We start from the raw sequence: 15,514 nt of genomic DNA on the forward strand, positions 1-15,514 counted from the left end.
CCACCCCGACCGCTCGTGTGCTATCCCTATAATGATTGAAATCTTGACACCGGCCCACACCTCAGCGGGGAGTTGCGCATGCCTACTGCCGATCCGTCGACCCCGGCGCTCGACCGCCGGACCTTCTTCATCGACGGGAAGTGGGTCGCCCCACAGAGTTCCGACGAGTGGCAGGCGATCGAGGCGGCGACCGGCGAGCCGATCGGCGTCGCCGCGCTCGGCGGCGAGGCCGATATCGAGGCCGCCATCACCGCCGCGCACGCCGCCGGGCAGCGCGGCGACTGGGCGGGCACCACCCCCGGTGAGCGAGCGAAGGTGCTGCACCGCTTCGCCGACGCGCTGGCCGCGCGCGGCGACGCCACCAGCGAGCTCGCCACCCGCGAGAACGGCATGCCGATCGGGCTTTCGCAGGCGTTCAACGGGCAGGCCCCCGCCCACCTGCTGCGCCAGTACGCCGATCTCGCCGCGGCCACCGAGTTCGAGGAGGTCCGGCCGAGCGCCCAGGGCTCCACCATCGTGCGCCGGGAGCCGGTCGGCGTGGTCGGGGTGATCACGCCCTGGAACTACCCGCAGGCCAAGGCGCTCATCTCGATCGCGCCCGCGCTCGCCGCGGGCTGCTCGGTGGTGCTCAAGCACTCCCCCGACGCCGCGCTCGACTCCTACGTCATCGGCGAGGCCGCCGAGGAGGCCGGGCTGCCGCCGGGCGTGCTCAATATCGTGCTCGCCGACCGCGAGCCCGCGAGCCTGCTCACCAGGCACCCGCTGGTCGACAAGATCGCCTTCACCGGCTCCACCGCCAGCGGCGAGCGGGTCGGCGCCGAAGCCGGGCGCCGCTTCAAGCGGATGACGCTCGAGCTCGGCGGCAACTCGGCCGCCATCGTGCTCGACGACGTCGACATCGACGCCTTCGTCACCGGCATGGCCACCGCCGCGTTCATGAACAACGGCCAGACCTGCACCGGCCAGTGGCGCGTCCTGGCCCCGCGCTCCCGCTACGACGAGATCGTCGCCGCGCTCGCCGAGTGGGCCTCCACCCAGACCATCGGCAACCCGCTCGACCCCGCGGTCACCATCGGCCCGCTGGCCAACGAGCGCCACCTGAACAAGGTGCGCCGCAGCATCGACAACGCCACCGCCGACGGCGCCCGCCTGGTGTACGGCGGCAGGCGGCCGGAGGGGCAGAGCCGCGGCTGGTTCATCGAACCCACCGTCTTCGCCGATGTCGCCAATACCCACCGCATCGCCCGCGAGGACATCTTCGGCCCCATCGTCGCCGTCATCCCCTACACCGACGAGAACGAGGCCGTCGCGCTCGCCAACGACAGCGACTACGGCCTGGCCGGGTCGGTGTGGACCGCCGACGAACAGCACGGCCTCGACATCGCCCGCCGGGTCCGCACCGGCACCATCGGGGTCAACTACTACCTCAACGACTTCTACGCGCCGTTCGGCGGCGTCAAGGGCAGCGGGATCGGCCGTGAACTCGGGCCGGAGGGGTTCCAGGAATTCCTGGAGTACAAGACCATCTACGCCGGCGCCGCCCTGCTGCCCGGCTGACGCCGCCCGACCGCCGCGGACCGCGGGGATCCGCGAGCGGGGGCGGATCGCCGCCCGGGCGACGGCATCGCCCGGACCGTCCCGCTCGATGCCATGCCCGGCTCGGTGTTCGAGGCCCTCCCGGCCGAACTCAGACCACCGGCTCCTTGACCAGCCGAATGTAGGCGGCCCCGCTGTCGAGCACCCGCGGCTGCTTCCACACCTCGATCGGGAAGCTCACCATGACGATGGACTGCCCGAGGTGCACCAGCGCCTTGGCGTCGTCCGGCATGGAGGCGAGCGGGAAGCGGGCGTCGACGTAGACCATGATCTCCTCGAGCCGCGCCATGCCCGCGTCGTAGAGCGCCTGCATCTCCTCCATGGTGGAGTTCAGCCGCTTGCGGTAACGCTCCTCCTCGGTGGGCAGGCACCAGTCGCTGAACCGCTCCAGATCGGCGAATTCCCCGGGCAGCTTAGACATTGGCACGATCCTTTCCATTGGTGGCGGCGGCGGCCGAGCCGTTCCGCTCCGCCTTGTAGCGGTCCACGTACCGGTGGGCGGTCATGTGCAGGTGGCGGAGCAGGATCTCCTGGTCGCAGAGCGGGAATTCGGTGACGACCCTGGTGCCGATCTGCGTCTGGGTGGCCTCCAGGGTGTTCGCGTCCTGGAACGCGTACTCCTTGAAGGTCACCGCGGCGAGTTCCTGGGAGAGCCGCTCGCGCAGGTTCTTCGGCGGCACGAAGTACAGATCGGCCTCGAAGATGTGCTTGTCCACGGCGGTGGGCCAGTAGTTGTAGGTGAGGTACCAGCCGGGCGCCCAGAAGAGCAGGGTGAAGTTGGGGAAGAACTCGAAGGAGTCGGTGCCCCAGGACTTGTGGCGGCCGGGGTTGATGGCGGGCGGCAGCTCGTCGGGCAGGATGCCGGCGATGTCCGGCCGGTCCCACGGCCCGAAGAGCCCGCTGTGCAGGATGCGCTCGATCGGCTTCACCATGTTCAGGTCCTTCGGCGGGGACATGCCGCCCCAGGAGGAGACCATGGAGTGGTCGCCCTTGATGTCGTAGGCCAGCGCCTCGAAGCCGAACTTGGCGAGCTTCTCCGCCTCCTCCCGCTCCGCCTGCTTCATGTGCAGGATCGGCGCGTGGTAGAACTCGGTGAAGGCGTCGATGAAGAGTTTCCAGTTGGCGTTGATCTCCGAGCGGTAGCTGTAGTGCTCGGTCATCTCGTGGAACGGGTAGCCCTCCAGCCCCTCGCCGAACTCACCGAGGTACTCCTTCAGCGGCACCGCGTTGTCGTCGAGGTTGACGAAGATGAACCCCTCCCAGACCTCGCAGCGCACCGGGACCAGGCCGTACTGGTTCTTGTCCAGGTCGAAGAACTCGCCCTCCTGCTGGACGAAGGTCAGGTCGCCCTTCAGGCTGTACCGCCAGGCGTGGTACTTGCAGGTGAACTGGCGGCAGACACCCGAGACCTCCTCGCCGGGGTAGTCGTTCCACACCAGCTTGTTGCCGCGGTGCCTGCACAGGTTGTAGAAGGCACGCACCACATTGTCGGTGTCCCTGACGATGATCAGCGAGGTGCCGGGGCCCGCCGACGGCAGTTCGCGGGTGACGTAGCTGCCCTTCTTCGGCAGCAGCTCCACGCGGCCCATCTGCAGCCAGGTCCGCTTGAAGATGGCCTGCTGCTCCAGCAGCCAGTGCTCGGGGTCGATCGAGTCCTCGTAGTTGACCGGAGCGGTGCCCAGCTCGGGCCAGTTCTCGGTCCAGGTACCCGCCTCGGGCTTCGGAAAGAAGGGCATTGTCGGTCTCCTCTAGTACGGGCAGTGGCCGTCTCCGCTATGAGAATAGCATTCTCATATCCGAACAACAGACTTCCACTCCACGGAGAAATCGTCAATGTCCGGAAGAATCGCTGTGCCGCGGGCACGCCGAAGGGCCGATCGGGGTCCCTCCCGCCGGTGCGGGCCCGACCGGCCTTCTTCGTGCCCGGAGCGCTACTTCAGCCCGAGATCCCGCGCCACGATCATCTTCATGACCTCGCTCGTGCCCGCGTAGATCCGGGCCACCCGGGCATCGGTGTAGAGCCGGGCGATCGGGTACTCCATCATGTAGCCGTAGCCGCCGAAGAGCTGGAGGCAGCGGTCGACGACCGCGGCCTGGGTCTCGGTGCAGAAGAGCTTGACCCGGGCGGCGTCGGCGCCGGAGAGCACGCCGTCCACCAGGTCGAGCACGGCCCGGTCGATCATGGTCTGCGCCGCCTCGACCTCGGCGCTCATGGCGGCCAGCTCGAACTTCGTGTTCTGGAACGAGGCGACCGGGGTGCCGAAGGCCGTGCGCTCCCTCGTGTAGTCGATGGTGGCGGCGATAGCGGCGCGGGCCTGCGCCACCGAGCCGACGGCCACGGTGAGCCGCTCCTGCGGCAGGTTGTGGCCGAGGTAGCCGAAGGCGGCGCCCTCCGCGCCGAGCCGGTTGCGGGCCGGGACGCGGACGTCGGTGAAGGAGAGCTCCATGGTGTCCTGCACCTTGCAGCCCATCTTCTCCAGCATGCGGCCGCGTCGGAAGCCGGGCATGCCGTCCTCGACCACGAGCAGGGTGAGCCCGGCGCGGCGGTTCTGCGGGTCGGTCGCGGTGCGGGCGACCACGATCACCAGGTCGGCGAGGAGGCCGCCGGTGATGAAGGTCTTGGCGCCGTTCAGCACGTAGTCGTCGCCGTCGCGGACTGCGCTGGTGCGCATGCCTGCCAGGTCGGAGCCGGTGCCGGGCTCGGTCATGGCGACGGCGGTGAGCAGGGTGCCGTTCGCCAGCCCGGGAAACCAGCGCGCGCGCTGCTCGGCGTTCGCGTACTCCAGGAAGTACGGCAGGATGACATCCAGCTGGGTGCGCACGGTGCCGAGCGTGACCTGGGCCCGGTACGCCTCCTCCTGCAGGATCACGTTGTAGCGGTAGTCGCGCAGCCCCGCTCCCCCGTGTTCCTCGGGCAGCGCGATACCGAGCATGCCGAGCTCGCCCATCTCGGCGAAGAGCTCGCGCGGCAGCTTGCCGTCCTTCTCCCAGCCGGCGTAGTGCGGCACCACCTGCTTCTCCACGAAGGTCCGCACCAGGTCGCGGAAGGCTTCGTGGTCGGGGGTGAAGAGGTCGCGGCGCACGGGTCAGCCCACCAGCTCGACGACGGTGGCATTGGCGGTGCCGCCGCCCTCGCACATGGTCTGCAGGCCGTAGCGAATGCCGCTGTCCCGCATGTGGTGCAGCATGCGGGTCATGAGCACGGCGCCGGAGCCGCCCAGCGGGTGGCCGAGCGCGATGGCGCCGCCGAGCGGGTTCACCAGGGCCGGGTCGGCGCCGGTCTCGGCGATCCAGGCCAGCGGGACCGGGGCGAACGCCTCGTTCACCTCGAAGACGCCGATATCGCCGATGACCAGCCCCGCCTTGCGCAGCACCCGCTCGGTGGCCGGGATGGGGCCGGTGAGCATGAGCACCGGGTCCGAGCCCGCCACCGCGCCCGCCCGGTACGTCGCGAGCGGGGTCAGCCCGAGTTCGCGGGCCTTCTCCGGGGTGGTGAGCAGCAGGGCGGCGGCGCCGTCGGAGATCTGCGAGGAGTTGCCCGCGTGGATCACGCCGTCCTCGCGGAAGGCGGGTTTCAGCCCGGCGAGCTTCTCGACGGTGCTGCCGCGGCGGACGCCCTCGTCGGCGGTGACGGCGTCGACCGGGACGATCTGGTCGCGGAAGGCGCCCGCGTCCTGGGCGGCGGCGGCGCGCTCGTGCGAGAGCACGGAGAACTCGTCGAGCCGGGTGCGGTCGAAGCCCCACTTCCGCGCGATCAGCTCGGCGCCGATGCCCTGGTTGAACTCGAAGCCGTCGTAGCGGGCGAGGGCGCGCGGGCCGTAGGGCGCGCCGCCCGCCTTCGCCGCGCCGAGCGGCACCCGGCTCATGGACTCGACGCCGCCCGCGACCACCACGTCCTGCTGCCCGGAGAGCACCGCCTGCGCGGCGAAGTCCAGCGCCTGCTGTGACGAGCCGCAGGCGCGGTTCACCGTGGTGCCGGGGATGCGCTCCGGCCAGCCCGCGGCCAGCACCGAGTACCGGCCGATATTGCTGGACTGGTCGCCGACCTGCGAGACGCAGCCCCAGATCACGTCGTCGACCAGGGCCGGGTCGAGCCCGGTGCGCTCGGCGAGCGCGGTCAGCACGATGGCGGAGAGATCGGCCGGGTGCACCCCGGACAGGCCGCCGTTGCGTTTGCCGACGGCGGTGCGGACCGCTCCGGCGATGACTACCTCGGGCATGTTCAGCTCCCGTTCTCGGGGCGGATCGGCGGTCGGTGGATGCTCCACCGGCCGGTGAATCGCGGCTCTCGTCGTTCGGCGAACGCGGCGAAGGCCTCCGGTGCGTCCGCCGTGGCGAAATTGAGGCCCTGGGCGCCTGCCTCGGCACCGAGGGCCTGGCGCAGGGTGGTGTCGGCGCCGCCGTGCAGGAGGGCCTTGGTCTGGGCGAGGGCCACCGGGGGGCCGTCGGCCAGCCGTCGGGCGAGATCGTCGGTGAACGGGTCGATCTCGTCGTCGGGGACGACCCAGGTGGCGAGGTCGAGCTCTCTCGCCTCGGTGGCGGTGATGGTCTCGGCGAGCAGGGTGAGGCGTTTGGCCTGTTGCATCCCGGCCAGTCTGGGGAGGAGCCAGGAGCCGCCGAGGTCCATGGTGAGGCCGCGCTTGGTGAAGACCTGGGCGAAGGTCGCCGATTCGGCGGCGACCACGAGGTCGCAGCCGAGGGCGAGGTTCCAGCCGGCGCCGATGGCGGGGCCGGTGACCTTGGCGATGGTCGGGAGTGGGAGCTCGTGCAGGAGGACTGCCACGTCCGTGAGGGCGCGCATCCGGTAGATGGGGTGGGCGTTGTCCGGCACCGAGATATCGGCGCCGGAGCAGAACGCCTTGCCCGCGCCCTGGATTACCAGGGCTCGCACGGTGCGGTCTCCGGCTACCGCGCGGAAGGCGTCGGCCAGGGCTTGCCAGAGTTCGGCGTCGATGGCGTTTCGGCGGTGCGGGCGGTTCAGGGTGAGGGTTCGCACGCCGTTGTGGTCGTTTGTCAGTAAGACGGTGCCGTCGCGTCCGGAAGTCCGGTCGGCCGCCACGGCGGCCTTGTTTTTCCCGCCCGATCCCTCGCCTTTCGGCTCGGGATCGGGCGGGGAGGCGGGGGTGCTCGCCGGTGCGGCCTCGGGCGGCGGGGTTTCCCGGCCGCTCATGGGACGGCCTCGGCGGGGGCTTCGCCGCCGATTACGGACGAAGCCCGGAGGGTGGCGATTTCCTGTGCGGTGTAGCCGAACTCGGTGAGCACCGCGGCGGTGTGCTCACCCAGACCCGGGACCGGGTTCATGGGTGGGTCGTAGCCGGAGAGGATAGCCGGGGGCAGCAGGGACGGGATCGGTCCTGCGGGGGTTTCTATTTCGCGCCAGCGGTCGCGCTGGACCAGCTGGGGGTGGTCGAGCACCTCGCTGGGGCGGTTGTACCGGGAGTTGCCGATTCCGGCGGCGTCGGCGATGCGCTGGATCTCGGCGAGATCGTGCTGCGCGCACCAACCCGCGATGGCCTCGTCGAGTTCGGCGCGGTGCCGAGTGCGGCCGGGGTTGGTGCGGTAGCGCTCGTCGGCGGCGAGATCGGGGCGGTCCAGGATGGCGGTGGCGAGGCGCTGCCACTCGCGGTCGTTGGTGGTGCCGAGCACGACGGTGCGGCCGTCGCGGGTCGGGTACGCGCCGTAGGGGGCCACCGCGGGCGAGCTCATGCCGAGCGGCTGCTGATCGATGCCGGAGTGCCTGGCGTAGGTCAGGTGGTACCCCATCATCTCGGCCATGGTGTCGAAGAGACTCACCGCGATGCTTCCGCCGTTCCCCGCGCCCCCGCGATCCCGCTGGTACAGCGCGGCGAGTATCGACAGCGCCGCGTACAGCCCGGTGGTCACATCCGCCATGGGCGGCCCCGGTTTGGCGGGCGCGTCGGCGGTCCCGGTCACCGCGCACACCCCGGACTCCGCCTGCACCAGCAGGTCGTACGCCCGCTTGTGCGACAGCGGCCCACCCGACCCGAACCCGTCGATCTCCACCGAGATCAGCTCCGGGTGCGTCACCGCCAGCTCGGCCGCGGACAACCCCAGCCGCCCGGCCGCACCCGGCGCCAGATTCGACACCAGCACATCGGCCCCGGCGAGCAGCCGGTGCAGCACGGCGACGCCCTCCTCGGACTTGAGATCCAGCGCCACCGACTCCTTCCCCCGGTTCACCCAGACGAAGTGCGCGGCCTGCCCGAGCACCACATCGTCGTAGTGCCTGGCGAAATCGCCACCGGCCGGGTGCTCCACCTTGATCACCCGCGCCCCGAAATCGGCCAGCGTGCGGGTGCACATGGGCGCCGAGACCGCCTGCTCCAGCGCGATTACGGTGATGCCAGCCAGCGGCCCCATCAGATCACCGTGCCGCCGTCCACCGGCAGCACCTGCCCGGTGATGAACGACGCGGCATCCGAGGCCAGGAAGACGAAGGCCCCGGCGACCTCCTCCGGCTCGGCCCAGCGCCGCAGCAGGATCCGGTCCAGCATCTGCGGCGCGAAGCGGTCGTCGGTGCGGATGGTCTCGGTCATGGGCGTTGCCGCCAGCGGGGCCAGCGCGTTCACCAGGATCTGCCTGCGCGCGAACTCCTTCGCCAGCGACTTGGTGATCCCGATGATGGCCGCCTTGGCCGCCGAGTAGTTCACCTGGCCCAGCGTGCCGACCAGCCCGGCGGCGGAGGTCACGTTGATGACCCGCCCGGTGCCGTCGGTGGCGAGGAAGGGCAGCGCCCCCTGGGTGACGTTCACCGTGCCGAGCACGTGGATCTCGAAGAGCCGCCGCACCGAGTCGGCGGTGGTGTCCTTGAACATGGCGGGCGCGGTGACGCCCGCGTTGTTCACCACGATGTGCAGCGTGCCGCCGGTCAGCGCGGCCGCGCGCTCCCCCGCCGCGCCCGCGGCCTCCCGGTCGGCGACGTTCAGCGCGAAACCCGCCGCCGTGCCGCCGTTCCCGGTGATCTTCTCCGCGACCGCGGCGGCCGCGGCGCCGTCCAGGTCGGTGACGAGCACCGCGGCGCCCGCGGCGGCCAGCGCCTCGGCCACCGCCGAGCCGATACCGCCGGCGGCGCCGGTCACCAGGGCCGAGCGGCCGGTGAGGTCGAACGGGTTGCGCTGCGCCATCAGTAGCTCCTCGGTAGCCCCAGGCCGTGCGTGCCCAGGTAGTTCAAGATCATTTCTTGGCTCACGGGGGCGATCCGCATGACGCGCGCCTCCCGGAAGTAGCGGGAGACGTGGTACTCCTCCGAGTACCCCATGCCGCCGTGCGTCTGCAGCGCGCGGTCGGCCGCGGTGAAGCCGGCGTCCGCGCACAGGTACTTGGCCGTATTGGCCTCGCGGCCACAGGGTTTGCCGTTGTCGTAGCGCCAGGTGGCCTTGCGCAGCATGAGCTCGGCGGCGTCCAGGTGCGCGAGCGAGTCGGCGAGCGGGAACTGGATGCCCTGGTTCTGCCCGATCGGCCGGTCGAAGACCACCCGCTCCTTGGCGTAGCGCGCGGCGCGGTCCAGCGAGACCCGGCCGAGCCCGAGCGCCTCGGCGGCGATCAGCATGCGCTCCGGGTTCAGCCCGTCGAGCAGGTACTTGAAGCCCTGCCCCTCCTCGCCCACCCGGTCCGCGACCGGCACTCGCAGGTCGTCGATGAAGACCTCGTTGGAGCTCACGGCATTGCGGCCCATCTTGGCGATCGGCCGGATATCGACGTGGTCGCGGTTCAGGTCGGTGAGGAACAGCGTCATGCCGTCGGTCTTCTTGGCCACCTCGCTGTACGGCGTGGTGCGGGTGAGCAGCAGGATCTTCTCCGACTCCAGCGCCTTGGAGATCCACACCTTGCGGCCGTTGATCACGTAATGATCGCCGTCGCGCTTGGCCGAGGTGGTGATCCGCGGCGTGTCCAGCCCGGCGCCGGGCTCGGTGACGCCGAAGCAGACGTGCAGGTCACCGGCGGCGACCCGGGGCAGGGTGCGCTGCTTGAGCTCCTCGGAGCCGTGCACGACCACCGGGTGCATGCCGAAGATCGACATGTGGATCGAGCTGGCGGCGTTCATGCCGCCGCCGGAGCGCGAGACCTCCTCGGCCAGCAGCGTCGCCTCGGTGATGCCGAGGCCGTGGCCGCCGTACGCCTCCGGGATGGTGATGCCGAGCCAGCCGCCGCTCGCGACGGCCTCGTAGAACTCCGTCGGGAATTCGTGCGCCCGGTCCTTCTCCATCCAGTACTGGTCGTCGAACTTGCGGCACAGCTCGGCCACGGACGACCGGATCAACTCCTGATCCTCGGACAGTTCGAAGTTCATGCCTTCGGTCCCGGCGGCAGCCGGGCCATTCGAGGCTGTCATGTCGCTCCTTCTGGTTCGTGCGGGTCGGCGCACGCCGGCGCGGGAGGCCGATCCAACCTCCCGCACCGGCGGCTTCGACCGGCGTTCGTCCATCCGGCGCGGCACCCCTGTGCCTCCCCAGTCCGAGGCGGGTGCGCGCGGACGAGCGCGGGTCGCCCGGGTGCCATCGGCACCGGGTTCAGTGCGACGCCGAGTTCACCGGCGTCGGCGCCGCGTCGTCGAGGCGCTGCTCCCCCGCCACCCGCTGGCCGAGCGCGTCCAGGTCGTAGGACTGCCTGGCCAGCCAGAAGCGGAGGAAGTTGGTGATCGAGTAGCGCAGGAAGAGCGCGGAGCCGACGACGGCGACCGCGATGCCCGCGAGCCCGATCGTGATGGCGTCGCGCTGCACCAGCGGGTCGGTGGTGCCGTGCGAGACGACGTAGGCGATCACCGCCGCGACCGGGCCGAGCGCCATGAGCACGACGCCGGTACGCAGCCACAGCCCGGAGCGGCCCGCGGCCGGGTCGGGGATCTGGAGTTCCTGCAGTTCGCGGACGAAACGGTCGGCGCGGGTTTCGGTCATGGGGTGTGACTTCCTAGGTAGAGGGCGGCCAATTCGTTGCGGATTCCGTCGTCCGGGTGGCCCTGGCGCACCACGCGGCCGCGGACGAACACGGCGGCGTGGTCGGCGAGGTCGAGCACGGCGGCGGCGAACTGCTCGACCACCAGCACCGCGACGCCCTGCCGCGCGATCTCGGCGACCTCCTCGTAGAGCCGCCCGACCACCAGCGGCGCCAGCCCCATGGAGAGCTCGTCGAGCAGCAGCACCGCGGGGTCGGTGGCCAGGCCGCGGGCCAGCGCCAGCATCTGCTGCTCGCCGCCGGACATGGTGCCCGCCAGCTGATTCGCCCGCCGGCCGAGGATCGGGAAGCGGCTGAACGCGATCTCCTCGATCTCGGCGCGGGAGCGGCCGGTGAAGGTCATCATGAGCAGGTTGTCGCGCACGGTGAGGTTCGGGAAGACGCCGCGCCCCTCCGGGATCAGGCAGACGCCCGCCCTGGCCAGGTCGCGCGGGTCGGCGCCGGTGACGTCGCGGCCGCCGAGCAGCAGCCTGCCCGCGGCCGCCGGGTGCGTGCCTGCGATGACGCTGAGCGCGGTGGTCTTGCCCGCGCCGTTCGGCCCGAGCAGCGCGACCACCTGACCGGCCCCCACCTCCAGGTCGACGCCGTGCAGCACGGTGATGGCGTCGTAGGCGGCCTTGATGCCGTCCAGCCCGAGCAGCGGGGCGGGGCCGGAGCCGTTGCGCGACACCGCCGCCGCGGAGAGCCCGTTGGTCATACTTCCCCCAGGTACGCGGCGAGCACCGAGGCGTCCGAGCGGATCACCGACGGCGGCCCGGAGGCGATGATCTTGCCGAGGTCGAGCACGTAGAGCTCGTCGCAGACATTCATGACCAGCCCCATGTCGTGCTCGACCAGCAGCACCGCGGTGCCGTCGTCGGCGAGCGAGCGGAGCAGCCCGGCGAAGCGGCCGGTCTCGGTGTGGTCCTGGCCGGCGGCGGGCTCGTCCAGCAGGATGAGGTGCGGCCGGGCCGCGATGGCCCGCCCGACCTCGACCAGCCGGGCGGTGCCGGTGGGCAGCTCGTCGGCCGAGTGGTCGGCGACGTGGTGCAGCGCCAGCCGCTCGATGATCTCGGTGACCACCTGCGCCGCCTTGCGCTTGGCCGGGCCGAGCTCCGCGGCGACCAGCAGGTTGTCCCGCACGCTCAACCGGCCGAAGAGTTCCAGCCGCTGAAAGGTGCGGGCCAGGCCGTGCCTGGCGCGGCGGGCGGGGCCGAGCCGGGTGACGTCCTTGCCGCCGATGGCGACGGTGCCGGTGGCCGGGGTGCGCAGGCCGCAGATCACGTCGAACAACGTGCTCTTGCCCGCGCCGTTCGGGCCGATGAGCCCGGTGACGGCGCCGCGCTCGGCGCGCAGCCCGGCGCCGTCCAGCGCCCGGTTGCCGCCGAACACGACGGTCACATCGTCAACTTCCAGTAGTGACGGCACGGTCGAGCACCTCCTCGTCCTCGGGCGTGAACGGCCGCTTGACGCCCCACCACTCGACCGGGACCACCGAGGGGTCCGGGGCGGGCCTGGTCCGCGCGCTGTGCCAGACCCGGGCGGCGATCAGCGCGACCACGACGCCGCCGGTGAACTCCCAGCCGTCGATGGTCTCCAGCAGCCGCAGCCCCCACAGCCCGAGCACGACGGCGATGAGCACCGGGGCCACCAGCCGGTCGCGCAGCATGGGGAACCACTCGCGCCGCATCGGCGCGATGGCGCCCTCCCTGAGCACGCCGCCGCCGAAGAGGATGCCGCCGAGCGAGGGCAGCACCTGCGAGAGGTTGAGCAGCCCCGGCCAGAGCACCGGGATCACGTTCAGCGGCCCGGCGAAGACCAGGCCGGTGAAGAGCCCGGCACCCACCGCGCCCAGCCCGGCGATGGTCACGATCAGGAAGATCGGCAACCCCGCCACCAGGTTGAACTGCTCCGGCGCCACCGCGCTGATCTGCATGCCGTAGAGCGCGCCGCCGAGCCCGGCGATGGCCGCCGAGAGCGCGAAGACCAGCACCCGGGCCACCAGCAGGTTGCCGCCGAGCGTGGCGTAGGCGGCCTCGCTGTCGCGCAGCGCGATCAGCCTGCGCCCGAATCTGCTGCGCCGCAGCACCGCGATGCCGATGCCGACCACCGCGAGGCAGACCGCGGCGAAGACCGTGATCCCGCCGGTGGTCTCGACCTTCAGCCCGAACAGGTCGGGGCCGACGATGGAGACCGACCCCTGATCGAACAGCGAGATCGTGATCCCGAAGAGCTCGAACGAGGGCAGCGTGAAGATCCAGCGGTCCAGGATCACCGCGAAGGCGGCGGTCGCCAGCGCCATGTAGACCCCGGAGAGCCGCAGCGCCGGAATCGCGATCACCGCCCCGACCACCCCGGCGATCCCCATGGCGGCGAAGAGCGCCCACCACTGGCCCTCCGGCCCGAGGTGCCCGTAGGCCACCGCGCCGATCCCGGCCAGGCTGAGCTGGCAGAGCGAGATCTGCCCGGCGAAGCCGAGCAGCGGTACGTAGGAGAGCGCGATCATGCCCCAGGCGAACATGGCCCCGTAGGTGATCATGTCCGGCTCGCTGAGCATGCTCGCCAGCATCAGTCCGAGCACCACGACCGCCGCCGCGAAGGCGGCCGAGCCGCCCAGGCTCGGCAGCGGGACCGCGCCGAGCTTGCGGTCCCGCCCGCGCAGCCGGCCGTGCGGGAACACCAGCAGTGCCAGGAAGAGCAGCAGCGCGGGCGCCGCCAGCCGGAGCCCGGGCAGGTACTCGTTCTGCGGCAGGTAGCCGGTCAGGTAGCTCTCCAGCAGCCCGACCACCACCGCGCCAAGGAAGACCATCGGCAGGTTGCGCAGCCGGCCGAAGATGGCGGCGGTGTAGGCGGAGACGATGAGCAGCGAGAGCTGCGCGGCGTCCAGCGTGACCGTCGGCGCGATCAGGATGCCGCCGATGGCGGCCAGCTCGATGCCGAGGATCCAGGCGATCCGATTGGCCTTGCGCGGGTCGGCGCCGGTCAGCCCGACCAGCGCGCGATCGTCGACGGTGGCCCGCATCTCGGCGCCGGTCCGGCTGCGGTACAGCAGGATTCGCAGCCCGATCGCGACCGCGACCGCCACGACCATGGTGAGCGCCTGGTGCCAGGTGAGCGTCACCACGCCGAGGTCGATCGAGGGCTTGTCCGCGAAGAACCGCGGCAGCGAGCGGGATTCGTTCGGATTCCAGATCCAGCGGGCCAGCACGATGAGCCCGCTCAGCAGCGCGATCGTCATCACCAGCTTCTCGGCGTCGCCCAGCCCCTGGGTCGGCGCCAGCGCCTTGCCGAAGAGCAGCCCGAACCCGGGGGCGAAGACCAGCAGCACGGCGGCCAGGGCCAGCGGCACCGGCCAGCCCCAGCCCACCGAGAGCTGCCAGTACACGAACGCCGAGACCATGCCCGCCGCGCCGTGCGCGAAGTTGAACACGCCGGTCGTGGTGTAGGTGAGCACCAGGCCGCTGCCGATCACGGCGTAGATCGCCGCCGTGCTGAGACCGACGATCCCGAACGCGAGGAACTGCTCCATCAGGGCATCACTTCAGATCGGCGAGGCTCTTGCCGACGTCGGCGAGGGTCAGCGGCTTGCCGAAGTCGGCGGTGTACTTGTACGGGGTGAAGCCGCAGTTGAAGACGCCGTCGGTATTCGGCTGGAAATCCGCGGCCTTCCAGCCGTCCGGGGTCGCCTGCTGCACGTTGAAGCAGCGCTTCTGATCCACGAAGGGCTTGGAGAGATCCACCGGGGCCTGCAGCCCGCCGCCGGTCCACTTCGTCTCCTTCGCCGCGGTGTTGTAGACGCAGGCGCGGGTCAGGTCGTCGCCGCAGGCGGTGGCCGACTTGGCGAAGAGCAGCCAGGCCCCGAAGGACTTGAGCCCCTGGAAGGTGATGTCGGCGTCCGGCGCGTACTGCTCGTACAGATCCTTCAGCTGCTGCACCGCGGGCAGCTTGTCGGCTGCCGAGAGCGGCGCGGTGTCGGTCAGGTCGGCCACGTTGTTCTGGTAGCCGAGCGAGGTCTTGGCGGCGTCCAGGAAGATCTGGTTGTACGAGTTGGAGTTCGAGTCGATCCAGTGCAGCTTGTAGTTCATGCTGGTCAGCACCTCCTCCAGCTTCGCCAGGTAGCGGAACTCGCCGAGGAAGATGAGGCCCTTCACGTTCGCGGCCTTGATCGCCTGCGCGTACGGGGTCCAGTCCGGCACGCCGGAGATCGGGTACAGATCGCTGTAGACCATCTTCCCGCCCGCCGCGGTCAGCGACTCGGTGAGCTTGTCGCCCATCACCTTGGTGATCGGGTTGTCGCCGTTGATCATGCCGATCGCGCCCTTGGAGTCCGGGTAGGCGGTGTTGATCAGCCAGTCCTGGAAGCCGGTGTAGGGGTTCACGCTCTCCGACATCGTGGTGCCCGCGTTCAGCTGCAGGTCGGAGCCGGTGTTCGCGGTCTGGGTGACCTGCGCCGGGAACTCGGGGAGCAGGCAGTTGAGCCGGTCCTTGACGCCGAGCCCGTCCAGCGCGGCGCTGCCGCCGACCAGGAAGAAGTCCTCGCGACAGGCCTCCAGCATGCGCTGGCGCACCTCCATGAGCTTGGCGTCGCGCAGGTTGGCGGTGATCTTGCGGCCGTTGATGCCGCCCGCGGCGTTGCACCAGGAGGTGAAGACCTCGGCGGCATCGACGAAGTCGGGGTTCTTGGTGAAGCCGATATCGGAGAAGACGCCGACCTCGATCTCGCCGTCGGTGACGCCCTGGGCCGACGAGCCCCCGGGGTCGCCCGGCTTGCAGACATCGGTCAGGGAGCCGAAATCACCGGAGGCCGCGGGGGCGTTGCCGCCCCCGGCCGGGCTCTCCTCGCGGGATCCGCCCTCCCGGCCGCACCCCGCTATCAGGAGCGCGATCGCCATCAGGGCGACGACTGTTCGCTGCGGTTTCACCGTGGTCCTCCTCTGCCGCTGCACTGCAACGGAAACTATCTTCT

14 protein-coding genes are annotated in these 15,514 nt (G+C 70.8%); 1 reads left to right on the top strand and 13 read right to left on the bottom strand.

The features are described 5' to 3' along the window. Positions 1–78: 78 nt before the first annotated feature. Complete coding sequence (locus NH2_RS22040; RefSeq protein ID WP_067657596.1) at positions 79–1,557, top strand: aldehyde dehydrogenase; 1,479 nt, start codon at positions 79–81, stop codon at positions 1,555–1,557. Positions 1,558–1,687: 130 nt separating this feature from the next. Here the strand turns inward: NH2_RS22040 and NH2_RS22045 are convergent, their stop codons facing one another. From NH2_RS22045 to NH2_RS22105, 13 genes are all read right to left on the bottom strand, one after another. Continuing rightward, on the bottom strand, positions 1,688–2,017 hold the full coding sequence (locus NH2_RS22045; protein ID WP_067657599.1) for a hypothetical protein: 330 nt from the start codon (positions 2,015–2,017) through the stop codon (positions 1,688–1,690). Continuing rightward, positions 2,010–3,332, bottom strand: a complete 1,323-nt coding sequence (locus NH2_RS22050; protein ID WP_067657602.1) for an aromatic ring-hydroxylating oxygenase subunit alpha — start codon at positions 3,330–3,332, stop codon at positions 2,010–2,012. Before NH2_RS22050 ends, NH2_RS22045 begins: the two co-directional genes overlap by 8 nt. A gap of 195 nt (positions 3,333–3,527) precedes the next feature. Beyond that, entirely contained in the window at positions 3,528–4,679 is a 1,152-nt protein-coding gene (locus tag NH2_RS22055; protein ID WP_067657605.1) for an acyl-CoA dehydrogenase family protein, read from the bottom strand. A gap of 3 nt (positions 4,680–4,682) precedes the next feature. Continuing rightward, a complete protein-coding gene (locus NH2_RS22060) occupies positions 4,683–5,816 on the bottom strand; it encodes a thiolase family protein (protein ID WP_067657608.1) in 1,134 nt (377 codons plus the stop codon). Positions 5,817–5,818: 2 nt separating this feature from the next. Then, a complete protein-coding gene (locus NH2_RS22065) occupies positions 5,819–6,592 on the bottom strand; it encodes an enoyl-CoA hydratase/isomerase family protein (RefSeq protein WP_245650711.1) in 774 nt (257 codons plus the stop codon). A gap of 170 nt (positions 6,593–6,762) precedes the next feature. Next, positions 6,763–7,977, bottom strand: coding sequence for a CaiB/BaiF CoA transferase family protein (locus tag NH2_RS22070; RefSeq protein ID WP_067657611.1), 1,215 nt, complete (start codon positions 7,975–7,977; stop codon positions 6,763–6,765). Further along, entirely contained in the window at positions 7,977–8,741 is a 765-nt protein-coding gene (locus tag NH2_RS22075; protein WP_067657614.1) for an SDR family NAD(P)-dependent oxidoreductase, read from the bottom strand. The genes NH2_RS22070 and NH2_RS22075 overlap by 1 nt, the downstream gene beginning before the upstream one ends. After that, a complete protein-coding gene (locus NH2_RS22080) occupies positions 8,741–9,907 on the bottom strand; it encodes an acyl-CoA dehydrogenase family protein (protein ID WP_067657617.1) in 1,167 nt (388 codons plus the stop codon). The genes NH2_RS22075 and NH2_RS22080 overlap by 1 nt, the downstream gene beginning before the upstream one ends. A gap of 220 nt (positions 9,908–10,127) precedes the next feature. Then, positions 10,128–10,511, bottom strand: a complete 384-nt coding sequence (locus NH2_RS22085) for a hypothetical protein (RefSeq protein ID WP_067657621.1) — start codon at positions 10,509–10,511, stop codon at positions 10,128–10,130. Continuing rightward, the gene (locus NH2_RS22090; protein ID WP_067657625.1) at positions 10,508–11,266 is read right to left on the bottom strand and encodes an ABC transporter ATP-binding protein; all 759 of its coding nucleotides are present in this window, start codon (positions 11,264–11,266) and stop codon (positions 10,508–10,510) included. The genes NH2_RS22085 and NH2_RS22090 overlap by 4 nt, the downstream gene beginning before the upstream one ends. After that, a complete protein-coding gene (locus NH2_RS22095; RefSeq protein ID WP_067657628.1) occupies positions 11,263–11,976 on the bottom strand; it encodes an ABC transporter ATP-binding protein in 714 nt (237 codons plus the stop codon). Before NH2_RS22095 ends, NH2_RS22090 begins: the two co-directional genes overlap by 4 nt. After that, positions 11,954–14,077, bottom strand: coding sequence for a branched-chain amino acid ABC transporter permease (locus NH2_RS22100; protein WP_067657631.1), 2,124 nt, complete (start codon positions 14,075–14,077; stop codon positions 11,954–11,956). The genes NH2_RS22095 and NH2_RS22100 overlap by 23 nt, the downstream gene beginning before the upstream one ends. A gap of 7 nt (positions 14,078–14,084) precedes the next feature. Then, a complete protein-coding gene (locus NH2_RS22105) occupies positions 14,085–15,470 on the bottom strand; it encodes an ABC transporter substrate-binding protein (protein WP_369690058.1) in 1,386 nt (461 codons plus the stop codon). Positions 15,471–15,514: the final 44 nt, after the last annotated feature.

The organism is Nocardia harenae NBRC 108248 (assembly GCF_001612885.1).
Taxonomy (GTDB): domain Bacteria; phylum Actinomycetota; class Actinomycetes; order Mycobacteriales; family Mycobacteriaceae; genus Nocardia; species Nocardia harenae.